16 protein-coding genes and 1 tRNA gene are annotated in these 15,724 nt (G+C 66.4%); 12 read left to right on the forward strand and 5 right to left on the reverse strand.

All coding sequences use genetic code 11. The annotated features are described in order from the left end of the window. The first annotated feature begins 282 nt into the window (after positions 1–282). The 5 genes from WFK36_RS11710 to WFK36_RS11730 are packed head-to-tail and all read left to right on the forward strand — an operon-like array spanning position 283 to position 3,289. A complete protein-coding gene (locus tag WFK36_RS11710; RefSeq protein WP_008378839.1) occupies positions 283–1,083 on the forward strand; it encodes an LppX_LprAFG lipoprotein in 801 nt (266 codons plus the stop codon). 43 nt (positions 1,084–1,126) lie between these two features. Beyond that, positions 1,127–1,516 (forward strand): DUF4189 domain-containing protein, encoded by a 390-nt coding sequence (locus tag WFK36_RS11715; protein WP_336791818.1) that lies wholly within the window; start codon positions 1,127–1,129, stop codon positions 1,514–1,516. 59 nt (positions 1,517–1,575) lie between these two features. Next, positions 1,576–2,007: an HIT family protein gene (locus tag WFK36_RS11720; protein ID WP_336791820.1), complete on the forward strand. Its 432-nt coding sequence runs from the start codon at positions 1,576–1,578 to the stop codon at positions 2,005–2,007. Beyond that, entirely contained in the window at positions 2,004–2,738 is a 735-nt protein-coding gene (locus WFK36_RS11725) for an SIR2 family NAD-dependent protein deacylase (RefSeq protein ID WP_336791821.1), read from the forward strand. The genes WFK36_RS11720 and WFK36_RS11725 overlap by 4 nt, the downstream gene beginning before the upstream one ends. After that, entirely contained in the window at positions 2,735–3,289 is a 555-nt protein-coding gene (locus WFK36_RS11730; protein ID WP_336791823.1) for a hypothetical protein, read from the forward strand. Before WFK36_RS11725 ends, WFK36_RS11730 begins: the two co-directional genes overlap by 4 nt. A gap of 27 nt (positions 3,290–3,316) precedes the next feature. On the opposite strand, the gene WFK36_RS11735 is transcribed toward WFK36_RS11730, so the two are convergent. Then, complete coding sequence (locus tag WFK36_RS11735; protein ID WP_336791825.1) at positions 3,317–4,309, reverse strand: ABC transporter permease; 993 nt, start codon at positions 4,307–4,309, stop codon at positions 3,317–3,319. 97 nt (positions 4,310–4,406) lie between these two features. Here WFK36_RS11735 and WFK36_RS11740 point away from each other — a divergent pair, with 97 nt between their 5' ends. Then, entirely contained in the window at positions 4,407–5,012 is a 606-nt protein-coding gene (locus WFK36_RS11740; RefSeq protein ID WP_336791827.1) for a TetR/AcrR family transcriptional regulator, read from the forward strand. Positions 5,013–5,094: 82 nt separating this feature from the next. Here WFK36_RS11740 and WFK36_RS11745 read toward each other — a convergent pair whose 3' ends face one another. Next, on the reverse strand, positions 5,095–6,819 hold the full coding sequence (locus WFK36_RS11745; protein ID WP_336791829.1) for a DEAD/DEAH box helicase: 1,725 nt from the start codon (positions 6,817–6,819) through the stop codon (positions 5,095–5,097). Positions 6,820–6,939: 120 nt separating this feature from the next. Between WFK36_RS11745 and WFK36_RS11750 the strand changes: the two genes are divergently transcribed. Genes WFK36_RS11750 through WFK36_RS11760 form a run of 3 tightly spaced genes read left to right on the forward strand, consistent with a single transcriptional unit; the run spans position 6,940 to position 11,121 of the window. Continuing rightward, positions 6,940–8,727, forward strand: a complete 1,788-nt coding sequence (locus WFK36_RS11750) for an AMP-dependent synthetase/ligase (protein ID WP_336791831.1) — start codon at positions 6,940–6,942, stop codon at positions 8,725–8,727. 28 nt (positions 8,728–8,755) lie between these two features. After that, a complete protein-coding gene (gene opgC, locus WFK36_RS11755) occupies positions 8,756–9,904 on the forward strand; it encodes an OpgC domain-containing protein (RefSeq protein WP_336791833.1) in 1,149 nt (382 codons plus the stop codon). Continuing rightward, on the forward strand, positions 9,901–11,121 hold the full coding sequence (locus WFK36_RS11760; protein ID WP_336791835.1) for a trans-sulfuration enzyme family protein: 1,221 nt from the start codon (positions 9,901–9,903) through the stop codon (positions 11,119–11,121). The genes opgC and WFK36_RS11760 overlap by 4 nt, the downstream gene beginning before the upstream one ends. Before the next feature lie 33 nt (positions 11,122–11,154). On the opposite strand, the gene WFK36_RS11765 is transcribed toward WFK36_RS11760, so the two are convergent. Then, positions 11,155–11,664, reverse strand: a complete 510-nt coding sequence (locus tag WFK36_RS11765; RefSeq protein WP_336791837.1) for a TetR/AcrR family transcriptional regulator — start codon at positions 11,662–11,664, stop codon at positions 11,155–11,157. 69 nt (positions 11,665–11,733) lie between these two features. Between WFK36_RS11765 and WFK36_RS11770 the strand changes: the two genes are divergently transcribed. Continuing rightward, on the forward strand, positions 11,734–12,399 hold the full coding sequence (locus WFK36_RS11770; RefSeq protein WP_008378815.1) for a lysophospholipid acyltransferase family protein: 666 nt from the start codon (positions 11,734–11,736) through the stop codon (positions 12,397–12,399). Between the two features lie 11 nt (positions 12,400–12,410). Here the strand turns inward: WFK36_RS11770 and WFK36_RS11775 are convergent, their stop codons facing one another. Further along, positions 12,411–13,910, reverse strand: coding sequence for a DUF7782 domain-containing protein (locus WFK36_RS11775; RefSeq protein WP_336791840.1), 1,500 nt, complete (start codon positions 13,908–13,910; stop codon positions 12,411–12,413). Between the two features lie 54 nt (positions 13,911–13,964). Here WFK36_RS11775 and WFK36_RS11780 point away from each other — a divergent pair. After that, a tRNA-Leu gene (locus tag WFK36_RS11780) sits at positions 13,965–14,046 on the forward strand. A 334-nt stretch (positions 14,047–14,380) separates the two neighbouring features. Here the strand turns inward: WFK36_RS11780 and WFK36_RS11785 are convergent. After that, on the reverse strand, positions 14,381–14,719 hold the full coding sequence (locus tag WFK36_RS11785) for a hypothetical protein (protein WP_336791842.1): 339 nt from the start codon (positions 14,717–14,719) through the stop codon (positions 14,381–14,383). Between the two features lie 30 nt (positions 14,720–14,749). On the opposite strand from WFK36_RS11785, the gene WFK36_RS11790 reads away from it, so the two are divergent. Then, entirely contained in the window at positions 14,750–15,691 is a 942-nt protein-coding gene (locus WFK36_RS11790; RefSeq protein WP_336791844.1) for a hypothetical protein, read from the forward strand. The last annotated feature ends 33 nt before the right edge of the window (positions 15,692–15,724 follow it).

Below are 15,724 nucleotides of genomic sequence, written 5' to 3' on the forward strand. Positions count from 1 at the left end.
CTGTGTGGGGGAACTCGGCCATAGTGCCACAGAAACATGAGGGATCCCTCATGTTTCATGGTGACCGGGAGGTATACCCACTGGTAGACCCGTCGGTAACCACTCGGACCTGCGCCGCCGGAAAGTCCAGTGACTGTGGTCACACGCGCCGACGGACGAGCCGCGTCATCCGCAGAAACGACGTGTATCCCCCACTTCGCGCCGATACGTACTAGATTTCGAGCCAGAAAATTCGCAGTGAATCGCACACCGGGTGCGATCGCGCGGGGAGGAGCACCATCCATGAACCGTTCATACCGACTCGTCGCCGGAGCGTTCGCGGGAGTCGTCGCAGCGTCGGTCATCCTGACCGGGTGCTCCAGCAGCGACGACAGCGGCAGCAGCTCGACGACCGCAGCCTCCGATTCCGCCGCGAAATCCACCCTCGACGCCGCGGCCACCGCGACCGAAGCCCTGACCGGTGCACACATCGTGCTGTCCATCGACGGCAAGCTGCAGAGCCTGAACGCCACCAAGGTCGAGGCCGACGTCGAGACCAAGCCCGAGCTCAAGGGCAAGGGACGGACCACCCTGAACATGGGCAACCGCACAACCGAGGCGCCGTTCGTCTACATCGACGGCAAGCTGTACGCCGACGTCGCCGACAAGGGCTACCAGGACTACGGCGACGGCCGATCCATCTACGACGTCTCGAAGATCCTCGACTCGAAGAACGGCGTCCCCGCCATCCTTCGTGCACTCCAGGGCGCCAACAAGGCCGGCACCGAGACCGTCAACGGCGTCGAGACCACCAAGATCACCGGCACCGTCAGCGGCAAGGACCTCGCAGGTCTCGCATCGACACCGTCCACCGGTGAGCTCGCCGAAGCGACCTACGACGCCACCGTCTTCGTCACCAACGACGGCAAGAACAACGTCGCCAGGGTCGTCGTCTCCCCCGCCAAGGACGCCACACTGACCGTCGACATCAGCAAGTGGGGCCAGAAGGTCGACGTGACCAAGCCGAAGAACGTCGAGGCGCCCACCGCGAAGCCGAAGTCGACAACGTCGGGCGAGACCCCGCGTGAGAAGACCGGCAGCTGACCCTCTCGTCCCATTCCTTCCTCTCTTCCACAGGAGAAACACCATGAACATCCGCAAGCGTCTCGTCACCGCGGGACTGATCGCAGTCGGAGTCGGCTCCGCGCTCACCGTCCCGTCCATCGTCGACCCCGCTCCGGCGCACGCCTACAGCTACTACGGCGCGATCGCGCTCTCGCCGAGCACCGGGCAGACCGGTCGCTCATGGGATTACGACAACTCTCGTGACGCCGCAAACGTCGCGTTGAGCTACTGCTCGTACTCCGACTGCAAGGTCGTGACTCAGTTCGTCAACGGCTGCGGCGCCATCGCCAAGGGCACGAACTACTGGGGCTACGGTACGGCGAACGACCTGTACACAGCCCAGTCGTACGCCCGCTACTACTCCGAGGGCGGCTACATCTACGACTGGGTCTGCACCTCCGGGCACAGCTGATCTCCGCCGGCCGACGGCCCGGGAGCGCACAAGCGCGCCCGGGCCGTTAGTTTTGTTCCATGTCGACCGTTCCCTGCGTGTTCTGCGACATCGTCGCCGGACGCGGACCCGCACACCTCGTCTACTCCGACGAGCACGTCGTCGCGTTCCTCGACCGAGCTCCTGTCATCCGCGGCCACACGCTCGTGATTCCGCGGAAACACTCGTCCGGACTGTCCGACCTCGATCCAGCACTCGGCACTCCCCTGTTCGCGGCGGCTCAACGGATCGCCGACGCCATGAAGACCCCCGAGTTCGGCGCGCACGGCGTCAATCTCGCAGTCAATGACGGCCGCGCCGCGATGCAGACCGTGTTCCACACTCACCTGCACGTCGTGCCACGGCGGAGCGGCGACAAACTCTCGTTCGCCACGGGGCTCGTCACTCGCCGCGCAGGCGATCTCGCGACGACCGCAGCGCACCTCCGATCCCTGATCGGAGACCGCACGTGACGGACACCGAACGGGCCGCCGAGCTCATCGCGCATGCCGAGCGGACTGTCGTCTTCACCGGTGCGGGCATGTCGGCCGAGAGCGGCATCCCGACGTTCCGCGACGCTCTCGTCGGGATGTGGGAGAAACACGACCCGATGACCCTCGCCTCGCCGGAGGGCTGGACGGCCGACCGCGACCTCGTCTGGGCCTGGTACGCGCAGCGGGCGAACGACGTCCGCCGTGTCGACCCGAACGACGGACACATCGCGCTCGCGCAGTTGGCCGTCACCGCACGCATCGACGGTCGTGCGGTCAGTGTGATCACGCAGAACGTCGACGATCTCCATGAACGTGCAGGCAGCACGGTCGCGAGTCACCTCCACGGCAGCCTGTTCGCGCCCCGCTGCGAATCCTGTCGGCGTCCCGAGAGCGCGGATACAGCGCTCATCACACCCCGGCCGATGTGCCCGCTGTGCGGCGACTCCCTGCGGCCCGGCGTCGTCTGGTTCGGCGAACTGCTTCCTCGCGACGCCTGGGCTGCGGCATCGGATGCGGTCGCCGCCTGCGACCTGATGATCGTGATCGGGACGAGCGGAGTCGTTCGACCTGCCGCGAGTCTTCCCGAACGAGCACATGTCGAGGGAGTCCCCATCATCGAGGTGAACCCGGAGCCGTCAGAGCTCACGCGGTTGGCGACCATCCGTCTCGCCGGATCTGCAGCCGAGACGCTTCCTCGGGTGATCGGATGACCGACACATCGGCCGATCTCGACGACACCATCCGCCTGGAACTGGAGTTCCTCACCTCACTCGTCTGGGCTCCGGCGGCAGTGTCGCTCGCCGCCGTGCACGCGATGGTCGGCGGACCGGACGATCGCGACCCCTCGTCGCGGGACGTGCTCCCCGTCGACACCGAGCTCTTCCTTCGTCCGGTTCACACCGCCGTCTTCGCCGCCGTGGTGGCCCGCACGGACGCCGGACTGCCGGTTACCCCGACCCTTCTCACCGAGAGCATCGCCGATCCGAAAGCGAAGGCGAGCCTGCGCAGTGTGCTCCTCGACATCGCCGCGCCGTCGGGTGCGGGGCCGCTTCCGGGAGGCGCCGACGTCGCGCATCTCGCGGTCGCGCTCATCGACCATTGGTACCGGCGCGGATACCCGACGCTCCTGGCTCGGATGTCGCTCGCCTGCGAGGAGTCTCCGACTGCGGACCTCGCCGGCTTCTGGCGGGCGCTCACCGATCATCAACAGATCGCCGAAGCCAGGTGGCTCAGCGTCCGTCAACGGTTGATGCTCGTCTGAGCGTGACCCGGGTGGTGGACTCAGCCGTCAGACTGCGGCTGGTTCACGCAGCTCATCGACCTCGGCAGCGCCGTCACTCTCTGCCTCTGGAGTCCTTTTCGGAACCGACAGGAGCAGGTAGCCGATGACGATCCACACCGTGAGCACGGCGAACGCCGCCGCAGAGCCGGCCCCGTCGAAGAACGCGGCACTGCGCAGCGCGGTCCCGGTGGCGCCGAGCGGCAACAGTTGTCCCACGGTCGCCCAGATCGACGGCAGGAACTCCGGCGGTGCGGAGACGCCCGCGAGCGGCATTCCGACGAGCATGAACAGCAGCGCGGCCACGCCGATCCCCGGTGCACCCACGACACGGACAAGACCCGCGACCGGCGCCGCGATCGCGAGGATGCCCGCGGCGAGAGCCAACCACTGAAGCACGAATCCCCCGCCGAGCACACCCACCGCCATCGCGACGCCGATCGACGCGGCCGAAACGGCCGCGGCGCCGACGGGCAGAGCCCACAGGATCACCCTGCGGCGACGTCCGACGAGCGCCGCTGTGGCGCCGAGTGCGACACCGGCCATGAAGACCGGCATGACCATCGAACCGAACCCCGCACCACGCGAGTCGTCGTCGGTGGCCGGCGCGACGTCCACGACCGGGGCGGCGGGCGCACCCGACTGCGCGGCCAGCCCGGTCCCGATCTGCGTGAGCATCGTCGCGACCGTGGGGCTGCCACCGGTCGCGACGATCGTCCGAGGCTGCGCGCCGAGCACAAACCCGCCGTACACCTCACGATTGCGGGCGGCGTCCTGCAGGTCGTCTGACGACTCGAACCCACGGACGTCGAAGGCCCCCGGCTGGTGCTGGTCGAGCGAAGCGCTCACCTGGTCCACTGCAGCGGCGGGCCCCGCCACACCGATCGGCACCTCGTGCGGCGTGCCCCGAGACGCGGGTCCGATGAACATCAGCAGGACGAGCGGAATGACGATCGAGAGTCCGAGGACGACGGCTCCCAGCTTGCGGACTGTCGTGGACATGTCCAACCTCCGATTAATTCAACAACTGTTGACGCACACGGTACGACCAACCCCGGACCAAGTCAACAACTGTTGAATTTCAGGTAGGCTGAACCACATGGCAGAGCCTTCATCCACCCGAGCCGGACGACGCAGCGGAGAGTCCACGGCACGTGCCGACATCCTGGCCGCGGCGCGAGAAATGTTCGCAAGCAACGGATTCAAGAGCACGTCACTGCGCGCGGTGGCCGCCGAGGCCGGCGTCGACGTCGCGCTCGTCTCCTACTACTTCGGCAGCAAGCACGGCCTGTTCGTCGAAGCACTCGAAGTCCCGGTCGACCCCGCCGAGCAATTGACGCGCGCCGCGACTGGGCCCCGGTCCGCGCTGGGCACGAGGATGATCACCGAGTTCACCGGAGCATGGGAGGGCGAGACGACCGGCACTGCACTCCAGGGACTGCTGAGGTCCATCGTCAACGACCCCGGACGATCGAATGCGTTCGGCGAGTTCGCCTCGCACCGCATGGTCCCACTGCTCTCCGAGAAGGCCGGGGTGGATCTGGACACCGCCCGCGTGCTCATCAGCTGCATGTTCGGCATGGCGATGGTTCGCTATCTCATCGGAGTCCCGACGTTCGCCGAGATGAGCCGTGACGAGGTGATCGCGATGTACGGGCCCCGGCTCCAGCTGATCGTGGACGCCGACGGAACCGTCTCGCCGTAAAAGATTCACCGATCCGACGGTTACCGGCCGGTATCGGCCCGTTTCCCGTCGAATCGGTGAATGTTACGCGTGAAGCGTGTCGTCAGCCGCGGCCGCGTCCGGCGACGCGCGGCGACCGCTTGTTGTAGCCGTCACGCTTGTTGTATCCGCCGCGGCCACGCGGTGCGCCCATGTCGACGCGCAGATCGATCGGGTTCTTGCCGATCCGCGTGTGCTTGAGCAGGTTCAGAGTCTCGGAGTCGAGATCGTTCGGCAGCTCGACCAGCGAGAAGTCGTCACGGATGCTGATGTTTCCGAAGTCGCCTCGGGTGAGGCCGCCTTCGTTGGCGATCGCACCGACGATGGCTCCAGGCGACACCTTGTGCTTGCGTCCGACGGCGATGCGGTAGGTCGCGAAGTGACCGCCGTTGCTGCCGCGCGGTGCACGCTCCGGACGCTCGTTGCGCTCACGTCGCTGCCCCGCCGGCGGATCGGGCGCCATGAGGAACCCGCCGTCCCGTGATTCGAGCGCAAGAGCGGCAGCGATGTCCGCCATCGCGACGTCGTTCTCGCGGGCGTAGTTCTCCACGAGGCCGCGGAACATGTCGAGATTGCTCGACCCGAGATTCGACGTGATCGAGTCGGCGAACTTGGCGACACGCTGCGCGTTCACGTCGTCGACGCTCGGCAGGTCGATCTCTTCGATGCTCTGACGCGTATGGCGCTCGATCGAGCGGAGCAGGTGACGCTCACGCGGCGAGACGAAGAGCAGCGCGGTGCCCGATCGTCCGGCGCGACCGGTGCGGCCGATGCGGTGGACGTACGACTCCACGTCGTGCGGGATGTCGTAGTTGACGACGTGCGAGATGCGGTCGACGTCCAGCCCTCGCGCGGCCACGTCTGTGGCGACGAGAATGTCGAGCGAGCCGTCCTTGAGCTGGTTGATGGTGCGCTCACGCTGCGCCTGGACCATGTCGCCGTTGATCGCCATCGCCGACAAGCCACGCGAGCGCAGCTTCTCGGCGAGTTCTTCGGTCGCCGACTTGGTGCGGACGAAGATGATCATCCCGTCGAAGGTCTCGACTTCGAGGACACGAGTCAACGCGTCGAGCTTCCGCTGGTGCGACACCTGCAGATACTTCTGCGTGATGTTCGACGCGGTGGCGGTCTTCGCCTTGACCGTCACCTCCTGCGGATTGTTCAGGTACTTGCGCGCCAAGCGGCCGATCGAGGCGGGCATGGTCGCCGAGAACAACGCGACCTGCTTTTTGTCCGGAGTATCGGCGAGGATGCGCTCGACGTCTTCGGCGAAGCCCATTGTGAGCATCTCATCGGCCTCGTCGAGGACGAGGAATTCGAGCTCAGACAGGTCGAGCGTGCCCTTGTCGAGGTGGTCGATCACTCGACCCGGGGTGCCGACGATGACCTGCGCACCGCGGCGGAGACCCGACAGCTGAACCCCGTAGCTCTGGCCGCCGTAGATCGGCAGAACCTTCACCTCGGGCATCTTGCTGGCGTACCGACCGAACGCTTCGGACACCTGCAACGCGAGTTCACGCGTCGGCGCCAGGACGAGCGCCTGCGGCTTGCGGGCAGAGGTGTCGATGCGCGAGAGCACGGGGATGGCGAACGCCGCCGTCTTACCCGTGCCGGTCTGCGCGAGGCCGACCACGTCGCGTCCCTCGAGAAGCGGAGGAATGGTCGCCGCCTGAATGGGCGACGGCGTCTCGTACCCGACTTCGTCGACTGCTGCGCGCACGCGACCGTCGATGTCGAAGTCGTCGAAGCTGGACACCGGTGCCGAATCGTCGGCGGAATCTTTAGTCATCGTCTGTAGATGCTACCCCGAAAAGGGCCTGTGACATGCCTCACCGGTCTACTGGTACTGTGCGAGCGAAGAATTCGCCCGCCGGGCGGTTCGAGCGATTTCCACTTGAGGGGAATGAACATGCAGGAGTACACCACTCCCACCAGTTTGGTCGTCGATCCGAGTGCAACGACGATCAGCACTCTGCAGCGTTACCGCAAGGAACGCCCGACTCTCCCGCTGTTCAAGCGTCGTGGAGACGGCGGGCAGTGGGTGACGGTGACTGCCGGACAGTTCGCCGATGAGGTGGACGCCGTCGCCAAGGGGCTGATCGCCGCCGGTGTGACCGCGGGCGACCGCGTCGCGCTGCTCTCGTCCACCCGTTTCGAGTGGACCCTCTTCGACTACGCGATCTGGCGCACGGGCGCCACCACTGTCGCCATCTACGAGACCTCGTCCCCCGATCAGGTCGACTGGATTCTCACCGATTCCGCGGCGTCGGTCCTGATCGTCGAAGACGCAGGCCAGCGCAGCAAGCACCAGGAAGTGATCGCAGGCGCCTCGGCGCTGCGCGAGACCCTGGTGATCGACGACGGCGCCGTGAACGCCCTCCGCAAGCGCGGCGCGGACGTTCCCGACTCCGAACTCGACGCGCGCGAGGCAGCTGCCACGAGCAGCGACGCCGCGACCCTCATCTACACCTCCGGCACCACGGGCCGCCCGAAGGGTGTCGTCCTGACGCACGAGAACTTCCTCTCCGAGACCGCGGCGACGGCCGCCGCGGTCGGCACCGGCATGGAGGAGGGCAAGTCGACCCTCCTGTTCCTGCCGCTGGCCCACGTGTTCGCCCGTGTCGTCGCCGTCGCCGCGCTCGAGAACGGAGTGGTCCTCGGGCACACCTCGGACATCCCGAACCTGATCGCCGACCTGGCCGTGTTCAAGCCGAACTACGTGCTGTCGGTCCCTCGAGTGTTCGAGAAGGTCTACAACACCGCCGAGCAGAAGGCGATCGACGGCGGCAAGGGCTCCATCTTCGGCAAGGCCGTGGACACCGCGATCGAGTTCAGCCGCGCCGAGGAGGCAGGCGGAGCGGGTCTGGTTCTGAAGATCAAGCACACCATCTTCGACAAGCTCGTCTACGGCAAGCTCCGCGACGCCCTCGGCGGCAACTGCGAGGGCGCGATCTCGGGCGGCGCACCGCTCGGCGATCGTCTCGGCCACTTCTTCCGCGGCGCGGGCGTTCCGATCTACGAAGGTTACGGACTGTCGGAGACGACGGCCGCTGTCACCGCCAACAGCCAGGAGCACAGCCGGATCGGTTCAGTCGGCCGCCCAGTGCCGGGCGTGACCGTCAAGATCGCCGAGGACGGCGAAGTCCTGCTCAAGGGCGGCATGGTCTTCAGCGGTTATTGGCAGAACGAGGCGGCCACCGCCGACTCGATCCGGGACGGCTGGTTCCACACCGGTGACATCGGTCGCCTCGAGGACGGGTTCCTGTTCATCACCGGCCGCAAGAAGGAATTGATCGTCACCGCAGGCGGCAAGAACGTCTCCCCGGCACAGCTCGAGGACTCGATCCGTGCGCACCCGCTGGTGAGCCAGTGCCTCGTCGTCGGCGACAAGAAGCCGTTCATCGCAGCGCTGATCACCCTGGATCCCGAGGCCGTGCCCGGGTGGCTCGAGCGCAACGGGCTCCCCGCCGACACGTCACTCACCGAGTTGACGACGAACCCGGCGATCCGCGCCGAACTCGACGCGGCGGTCGCCGACGCCAACAAGAAGGTGTCGAACGCCGAGGCGATCAAGAAGTACGAGGTCCTCGACACCGACTTCACGATCGACACCGGCGAGCTGACCCCGACGATGAAGCTGAAGCGCAACGTGATTCACGAGACGTACCAGCAGGCGATCGCCGACCTGTACTCGTGATCGACAGGGCTGCGCCCGCGTTCACCTCGTGACGCGGTCCGCTCACGGCCGCGATCTGGCGATCGACGCGCTGCGCGGGCTGGCCATCTGGAGCATGGTCAGTCTGCACTTCGCGGACGGCACCTGGGCGGCCGAACCGACTCATCTGTTCCCCTACATGGACGGGATGAGTGCGTTCGTCCTGCTGTCCGGTCTGGTGCTCGGCATCGTCCATCAACGGTGGATCAGCCGGTTCTCGCTGCGATACAGCGTGGACCGGCTGATTCGTCGGATCGCCGTCCTGTACGTGTGCCAGGCCGCAATCGGACTCGCCGCAGTGGTGGCGGCCCAGGCATTCACTCGCCGTGAGTTCCGCCGAGTCTCGCTGTTGCCGTATCCGGATGACGTCGGCGAGAAGGTCCGCTGGGCGCTCGGTCTGCGCTACCTGCCCAGTGGTGGGAACATCCTGCTGCTCTACCTGATTCTGATGATTCTCGCGTTGGCCGTGATCCCGATTCTGATGCGTCGATGGTGGCCGCTCGTCGTGGTCGGATCGATCGGGCTGTACGTGGTCAGTCAGACTTCGACTGCCGGGTGGATGGTCGTCACGTCGTTCCCCGGCGGGCTCGAAGTGCAGAACTGGGCGGCCTGGCAGGTCTTGTTCGTGGTCGCGCTGGTGATCGGCTGGCACTGGGACCGACTGCGCGTTCCCGAGCGGGTCGACACCGCACTCCCCGTGCTGGTCGCCGTGTCGCTGGCAGTCGGCCTCACGGTTCGTGACGTGATCCGGTCCAAGTCCGTTGTTCGCCACTCCGGTTGGCTGATCGACAAAGTCGACCTCGGGGTCGTCCGGGTGATCGTGGCGTTCCTGGTGGTGACCACGTTGTACGGCGTGTTCCGCGCAGTCCTACGCTGGACTCGTCGCGATGTGCTGCGTCCGCTTGTCTCGACCGGTGCCCGCAGTCTCGATTCGTACGTGATCCAGGCGCTGGCGCTGCTCGCGGTCCCCGCGGTCCTCGTCGCGCGTCCCTGGTCGCCTTCGACGGCGATGACGGTGGCCGTGGCGGTCTTCGCGACATGCTGGTTGTGGGCCGAAGCCCGCAGTCGGTTCCGGATCGACAAGCTCCACCGGCTGCCGATACAGATGGTCCAGGCAGGCGCGGCGGGGATACAGCGAGCAGGGAGAGCACAGCGATGACACAGCGCCCGGACAAGCACGACGCGTCGACGGTCGGTGAGCAGACGTGGAGTGTCCACGGAGGGAATCACGCCGAGGGCGAGGGCGGCGCGATCCGGGTTCCGGTCACGATGGCGAACTCGTATCACCTGCCTGCGGACCCGTCGACCATGGACTGGTCGAACCCGGAGCACCTCACGTACACCCGAAACACCGGCGTCAACCAGATCGCACTGCAGGACAAGCTCGTCGCGTTGGAGCACGGGCAGGACGCGGTTGCACTGGCGTCCGGAGTCGCCGCGCTGCACGCGGTCTTCTTCTCGCATGTCTCAGTCGGCGATCACGTCGTGGTGGCCGACGCGACGTACGAGGCGACCTACAAACTGTGGACGTCTCTGTTGCCGAGGAAGTACGGGATCGACGCGACGTTCGTCGACATCGCCGACCTCGACGACGTGCGCGCGGCGATCCGGCCGAACACCAAGTTGATCGTGACCGAGGTGATCGCGAATCCGACGACGAAGGTCGCGGACATCGCGGCGCTCGCCGACCTCGCTCATGCCGCAGGCGCACTGCTCATGGTGGATTCGACGTTCACTCCCCCGCCGCTGTTCCGTCCGCTCGACCACGGCGCCGACCTGGTCGTGCACTCGTTGACCAAGTACATCAACGGGCACGGCGACGCGATGGGCGGTGCGGTGATCGGCACCGCGACGGCGGTGGAGCCGATCCGGTCGGAGGCGATGGTCGACGTCGGCGGTGTGATCTCGCCGTTCAACGCATGGCTGATCATGCGCGGCTCCGTCACTCTCCCCCTGCGGCTTCGCCAGCATCAGGGGTCGGCTCTGGAACTCGCGCGATTCCTCGAGGCAGACGAGCGCATCGCATACGTCGCCTACCCCGGACTGGAATCACATCCCCAGCACGACCTCGCCGTCCGACAGTTCGGCGGCGCGGCGACACCCGACGCGGGATTCGGCGGCATCATGTCGTTCGCATTGAAGGGCGATCCCGACCTGCAGAATCGCTTCGTCGCGGCGCTGCGCGTGATCACGTCGGCGGTGTCGGTCGGTCACGACGAATCGCTGATCGTGCACGTCGGCACCACCGGACCTCGTGTCGCCGCCTACCCCGACGGATTCCGCGAGTACGGTCATCTGCGCTTCTCCGTCGGTCTCGAGGACGTCTACGATCTGAAGGCCGATCTCGCCGCGGCTCTCGACATCGCCTGCTCCTGACCGCAGGCGACGACTGCAATCCGACGTTCCGACTCAGCGCCCGAATCCACCTGCGACGCGGCGTATCACGTCCTCGTCGACGGTCACGCCGACGGCGTCGGGGACTCGGGTGGCCGCCAAGACGCACAGACCGTGGACCGCGGCCCAGCAGGTCAGCGCGCGGTCGGGTTCACCGACTGCAGACACGATCGCACGAAACCACGGACCCGTCGTCGACCGCAGATCCTCCCCTGCACCGTCGAGCAGATCGTGACGAAAGATCAGTTCGAACATCCCCGGTCGCCGCTGCGCGAATCGCCAGTACTCGACAGCCGCGTCGGCGATGCCGTGCTCGATCGCGGGCGACAGCACTCGGTGCAGGTCGGCGACGCCACTCGCCGCGATCGCGGAGAGCAGGCTCTCCAGCGTCGGGAAGTATCGCCGCGGGGTACCGTGCGAGACACCGGCTCTCGCGGCCACTGCTCGAACGCCGACAGCGCTGAGTCCCGACTCGTCGACGATCTCGACTCCTGCCGCCACGAGACGGTCACGCGTGGCCTCCATGTTGACAGTGTCTACGAAGGCACCACAGAATGTCGAGTAGACACTGTCTACCACTCGTGGAGGATACCGATGCCGACTGCCGCCTCAGTCCTGTACCCGCTCTGCAAACACGTCCTCATCGGCCCTGCACTCAGGCGGCGGATCAGCGTCACCGTGATCGGCCGGGACAACGTTCCCGCTGATGGACCGGTGATCGTCGCGTCGAACCACCTCGCCGAGATCGATTCGTTGATCCTCCCCTTGGCGATCCGACGACGACTGTCGTTCCTCGCGAAAGCCGAGTACTTCACCGGCTCCGGCCTTCGCGGACGCGCCGCACGAGCCTTCTTCGCCGGCACCGGTCAGATCCCGGTGGACCGTTCCGGCGGGGATCACTCAGCCCTCGACGCCGCCGAACGGGTCCTTCGCAGCGGTCGGGCGTGGGCCATCTACCCCGAGGGGACTCGGTCTCCCGACGGGAGGTTGCACCGTGGCCACACGGGTGCGATGCGTGTCGCTGCGCGAGTGCCGGGCACCGCTGTCGTCCCCGTCGCAATCTCCGGGACGCGCGACGTGACGCCCGCCGGATCACGTCGGGTTCGTCGCGGAGCAGTGACGGTTCACATCGGCGAGCCCTTGTCGACAGACGATATCTTGGGACGCGAGCACGATGTTCGAGCGGCAACCGACGACCTGATGGCCGCCATCCGCCGCCTCGGCGACCTGCCGTACGTCGACGAGTACGCCCGACGCTGACGTCGAGGCGCCTAGTCGGCGACGTGCAGGATCCCCCGGCCGATCGCGTCGCGCACAGACGGCAACGCGGCCTGTGCCAATGCGTCGGCGTCGACACCGTGGAAGTCGGCGAGCAGGGTGATCAGCGCAGCCAGCGGTACCTGGCCGCGGCAGCCGGCGAGCAGCGCGGTCAACACTTCGTCGACGCCGAGCACCGCCCCGGGACCGCCCGGGCGGGTGACGGACGCACCGACCTGCTGCCAGCCCTCGTCCCCGGGAAGCGACTGGGTTTCCAGAAAGACCGGAGGCGTGGTGAGACGCGCGGCGAGGAGGTCCTCGTCGGATGTGGTGCGCAGGAAGTCACGGCGTCGCCACCAACCCTGAGCCTCGAAACCAGTGACTTCCTGCCCTGCCGCGGTGATCTCCTCGATCGTGACGTCCGCCGCACGATCCTCCAGCGGCCGACGGAGAGTGACCGACCCCATGCCGATCCCGACGATGCCCTCGCGTTCGAACCAGTCGAGCCAGTCCGCCCCTCGACGGGCCGCGTCCTCGGGCGACTCGCCCGCGTCGGACACCCAGAGGGACACGTAACTGATCGGGTCGGCGAGTTCGCGCTGCACCACCCAGGCGTCGAGACCACTGGTCTCCACCCACGCTCGGACGCGTTCGTCCCAGCGCTCCTCGTCGTAGACCACCCAGTTGGCGAGCATCTGCGCGATCCCACCGGGGTTGAGGTACGTGGCGGCGTTCTCGATCAGCTGCCTGCTGACGCCGTCTCCGACGATGCCGGAGTCACGGTAGATGTAGTCCTGCGCTCCGGTCCCGACCACAAACGGCGGGTTGGAGACGATGAGGTCGAACGTCTCTCCGTCGACCGGTTCGTACAAGCTGCCGTCCCGTAGATCCCACTGCATTCCGTTGAGCCGTGCTGTCGCTGCCGCGAGCGCGAGCGCCCGCGGGTTGGTGTCGGTGGCGACGATCTCATCACAGTGGCCGTCCATATGGAGGGCCTGCACACCACATCCGGTTCCAAGGTCCAGCGCACGCCGGGCGGGAGTGCGAATCACGGCCTGCGCCAACGACATCGACGCACCGCCGATGCCCAGCACATGATCGTGCTCAACGGCGCCCGGACGCATCGACGCATCCTGATCGGCGACCACCAGGTAGTCGGACGCGTCACTGCCGTGAGGACGGATGTCGAGGAGCGCGCGGACCCCACCGTCGAACCGATCGAGCACACCTCCGTCGACGAGCGCCTGCACCGTCACGGGAGCGAGTGCTTCGGCGACCTGGAACTCGGGCTCGGTGGAACCGAGCAGAAAGAGCCTGACGAGGGTTGCGAGCGCAGGATCGGCGTCGGCCCTGCGAGTGGCACGCAGCGCGGGCCACCATGATCCGTTGACGAGCGCGGTACTCGCCTGCTCGCCGAGAAGACCGTCGATGCCCTCCGAGGAGAAGTCCGCGGCACGCAGTGCCCCACCAAGGGCGTCGACGAGGTCTGGATCTGAGAGTGGGTATGCCGTCACCGCCCGAGCGTACCGGTACAGTGTTCATCGCACGCCGACGCGATTCGGCGGCACGCGCGAGTGGCGGAATTGGCAGACGCGCTGGATTTAGGTTCCAGTGCCTTCGGGTGTGGGGGTTCAAGTCCCCCCTCGCGCACCGGAATCGGGTTCGACCGGGGTGATGGGCTGCCGAGTGCCTTCTCGAAATCGATCTTGTCAGTCACGTTCCACCTGCGCCCGAAGTGCAGCCACGACACTGCATGCTAGGGCGCAGCCCTGGGTGCGGGCATTCAAGCATGACCGACCTGACGAGGACGGCTCGTGATCAGATCCACTTCGAGTGCTCCGACTGCAGATACGATGCCGAGGCGAAGCTCTGTCAAGGCAGCCTTCAGATCACAGTCGATCGATTCGGAACGAAACGCAGCGTCCAGATCAGCGTTGAGCCGACGGGTGATCGGCGGCAGGTCGTTGCGGTGCGCCATGTCGAGTCACCGCCCTCCACACTCGACGAGCAGCGATTCGAGAGTCCCGGCGCGTGTCCCTTCGGTGACCGAACGCCAGGCCGCATCCGCCTCAGCACGAGTCACATCCTGCGCCACCATGATGACGGGGTGCTCGTCTCGCTGCACGATCACTGTCCGGGAGTACCGTGACCGGCGCAGGACCCGGTGAGCGACTACGTCCCCCTGCCCATGCACGATCACGCTCGGGTAGAAGACCACGTCCCATTGCGCGAGGAGATCACCAGATGTCTCGACCGAGTCCTGCTCCTGAATACCGGCGACCACGGATCTGCGACGCCCGCCGTGTCCTGGCCGTGCACGCATGTAGTCGCGTACGTCCGGATATAGTCGGCCTTGGGCTTCGACCATCTCGAGAAAGTCGGTGTTGTCCACAGTTTCGACCAAACTCGGCCACGACAGGCAGCCGGTTCCGCAGTCGCGACGACGCCGGCGGAATCCCGCGAACTGTTCGTGCGGCTACCCCAACCGTACGCTGATCACGACCAGAACAGCGTCCGCCGAACGCGCGTAGGCTGGAGGCTGCGTCGTCACCAACAAGCAGCGGACCGCTGTCGTCGTGGCGGATCAGCCGAGGTGAGTACCTCGAGCAAGGCGGCGAGACGTATGAGTTCTTCTTCATCAGTCGGCATCGGCCGTCACCTTTTTCCAACCTTTGCGACAGCCGTGCAGTACCACCAGAACCGGCCCGGGCACGCCGTGATACCCCGCTTCGTGCTGCACGGCGTCAGTACCGGCGAAGCTGATGAATGGAACGTCGTCTTTCACGAACGCAACGACGATCCCATCGTCGGCGATGTAGTCGCCTACCGGGTCGAGACGCAGATCGACGCGCACACCGTCATGCGATCGTTGTTGCTTCTCCTCGCAGAGGACGTGTCGTTCGACACGAGTGCCGACCGATGGAGGTTGGCTATCCGGCAGGCTCAGCGGCGAGGAACACTCTCGGACGTGTCGACCGTCGCGGCGTCGCGCACACCCTCCGTGGAACACGAACACTCCGATGACCCCGAACGTTCCTACCGCCACCGGACCGGACGCGAAACGTGGTGGCGCAATCGCGTCACGTTCCATCGAGGCGTGCGAATAGAGACTCGCGTCAAGACGATGCAAGGCGATGACGGGCGCGTGACCGCGCAGGACGCGACGATATCGCTTACCGACGGCCGCCACCCACGTGAGTTCAGCGTGCCGATCGCGGTACTCGACCAGGTCATCGACGCATTGACCGTCGCGCGTGACGACGCTGTGGCCATCAATGCCACCCTTCGTCGCTGACACCGGCAACCGACCGGTGCGAGGATCGGCGAG

The sequence above is a fragment of the Gordonia malaquae genome (assembly GCF_037148075.1).
GTDB classification, from domain to species: Bacteria; Actinomycetota; Actinomycetes; order Mycobacteriales; family Mycobacteriaceae; genus Gordonia; species Gordonia malaquae.

Excerpts from the sequence above, each read along its gene's own strand:
- WFK36_RS11750 (WP_336791831.1), top strand. The coding sequence starts at position 6,940 with ATGCAGGAGTACACCACTCCCACCAGTTTGGTCGTCGATCCGAGTGCA.
- WFK36_RS11785 (WP_336791842.1), bottom strand. The coding sequence starts at position 14,719 with ATGCGTGCACGGCCAGGACACGGCGGGCGTCGCAGATCCGTGGTCGCC.
- WFK36_RS11735 (WP_336791825.1), bottom strand. The coding sequence starts at position 4,309 with ATGTCCACGACAGTCCGCAAGCTGGGAGCCGTCGTCCTCGGACTCTCG.
- WFK36_RS11710 (WP_008378839.1), top strand. The coding sequence starts at position 283 with ATGAACCGTTCATACCGACTCGTCGCCGGAGCGTTCGCGGGAGTCGTC.
- WFK36_RS11760 (WP_336791835.1), top strand. The coding sequence starts at position 9,901 with ATGACACAGCGCCCGGACAAGCACGACGCGTCGACGGTCGGTGAGCAG.
- WFK36_RS11715 (WP_336791818.1), top strand. The coding sequence starts at position 1,127 with ATGAACATCCGCAAGCGTCTCGTCACCGCGGGACTGATCGCAGTCGGA.
- WFK36_RS11730 (WP_336791823.1), top strand. The coding sequence starts at position 2,735 with ATGACCGACACATCGGCCGATCTCGACGACACCATCCGCCTGGAACTG.
- WFK36_RS11770 (WP_008378815.1), top strand. The coding sequence starts at position 11,734 with ATGCCGACTGCCGCCTCAGTCCTGTACCCGCTCTGCAAACACGTCCTC.
- WFK36_RS11740 (WP_336791827.1), top strand. The coding sequence starts at position 4,407 with ATGGCAGAGCCTTCATCCACCCGAGCCGGACGACGCAGCGGAGAGTCC.
- WFK36_RS11720 (WP_336791820.1), top strand. The coding sequence starts at position 1,576 with ATGTCGACCGTTCCCTGCGTGTTCTGCGACATCGTCGCCGGACGCGGA.
- WFK36_RS11765 (WP_336791837.1), bottom strand. The coding sequence starts at position 11,664 with ATGGAGGCCACGCGTGACCGTCTCGTGGCGGCAGGAGTCGAGATCGTC.
- WFK36_RS11745 (WP_336791829.1), bottom strand. The coding sequence starts at position 6,819 with ATGACTAAAGATTCCGCCGACGATTCGGCACCGGTGTCCAGCTTCGAC.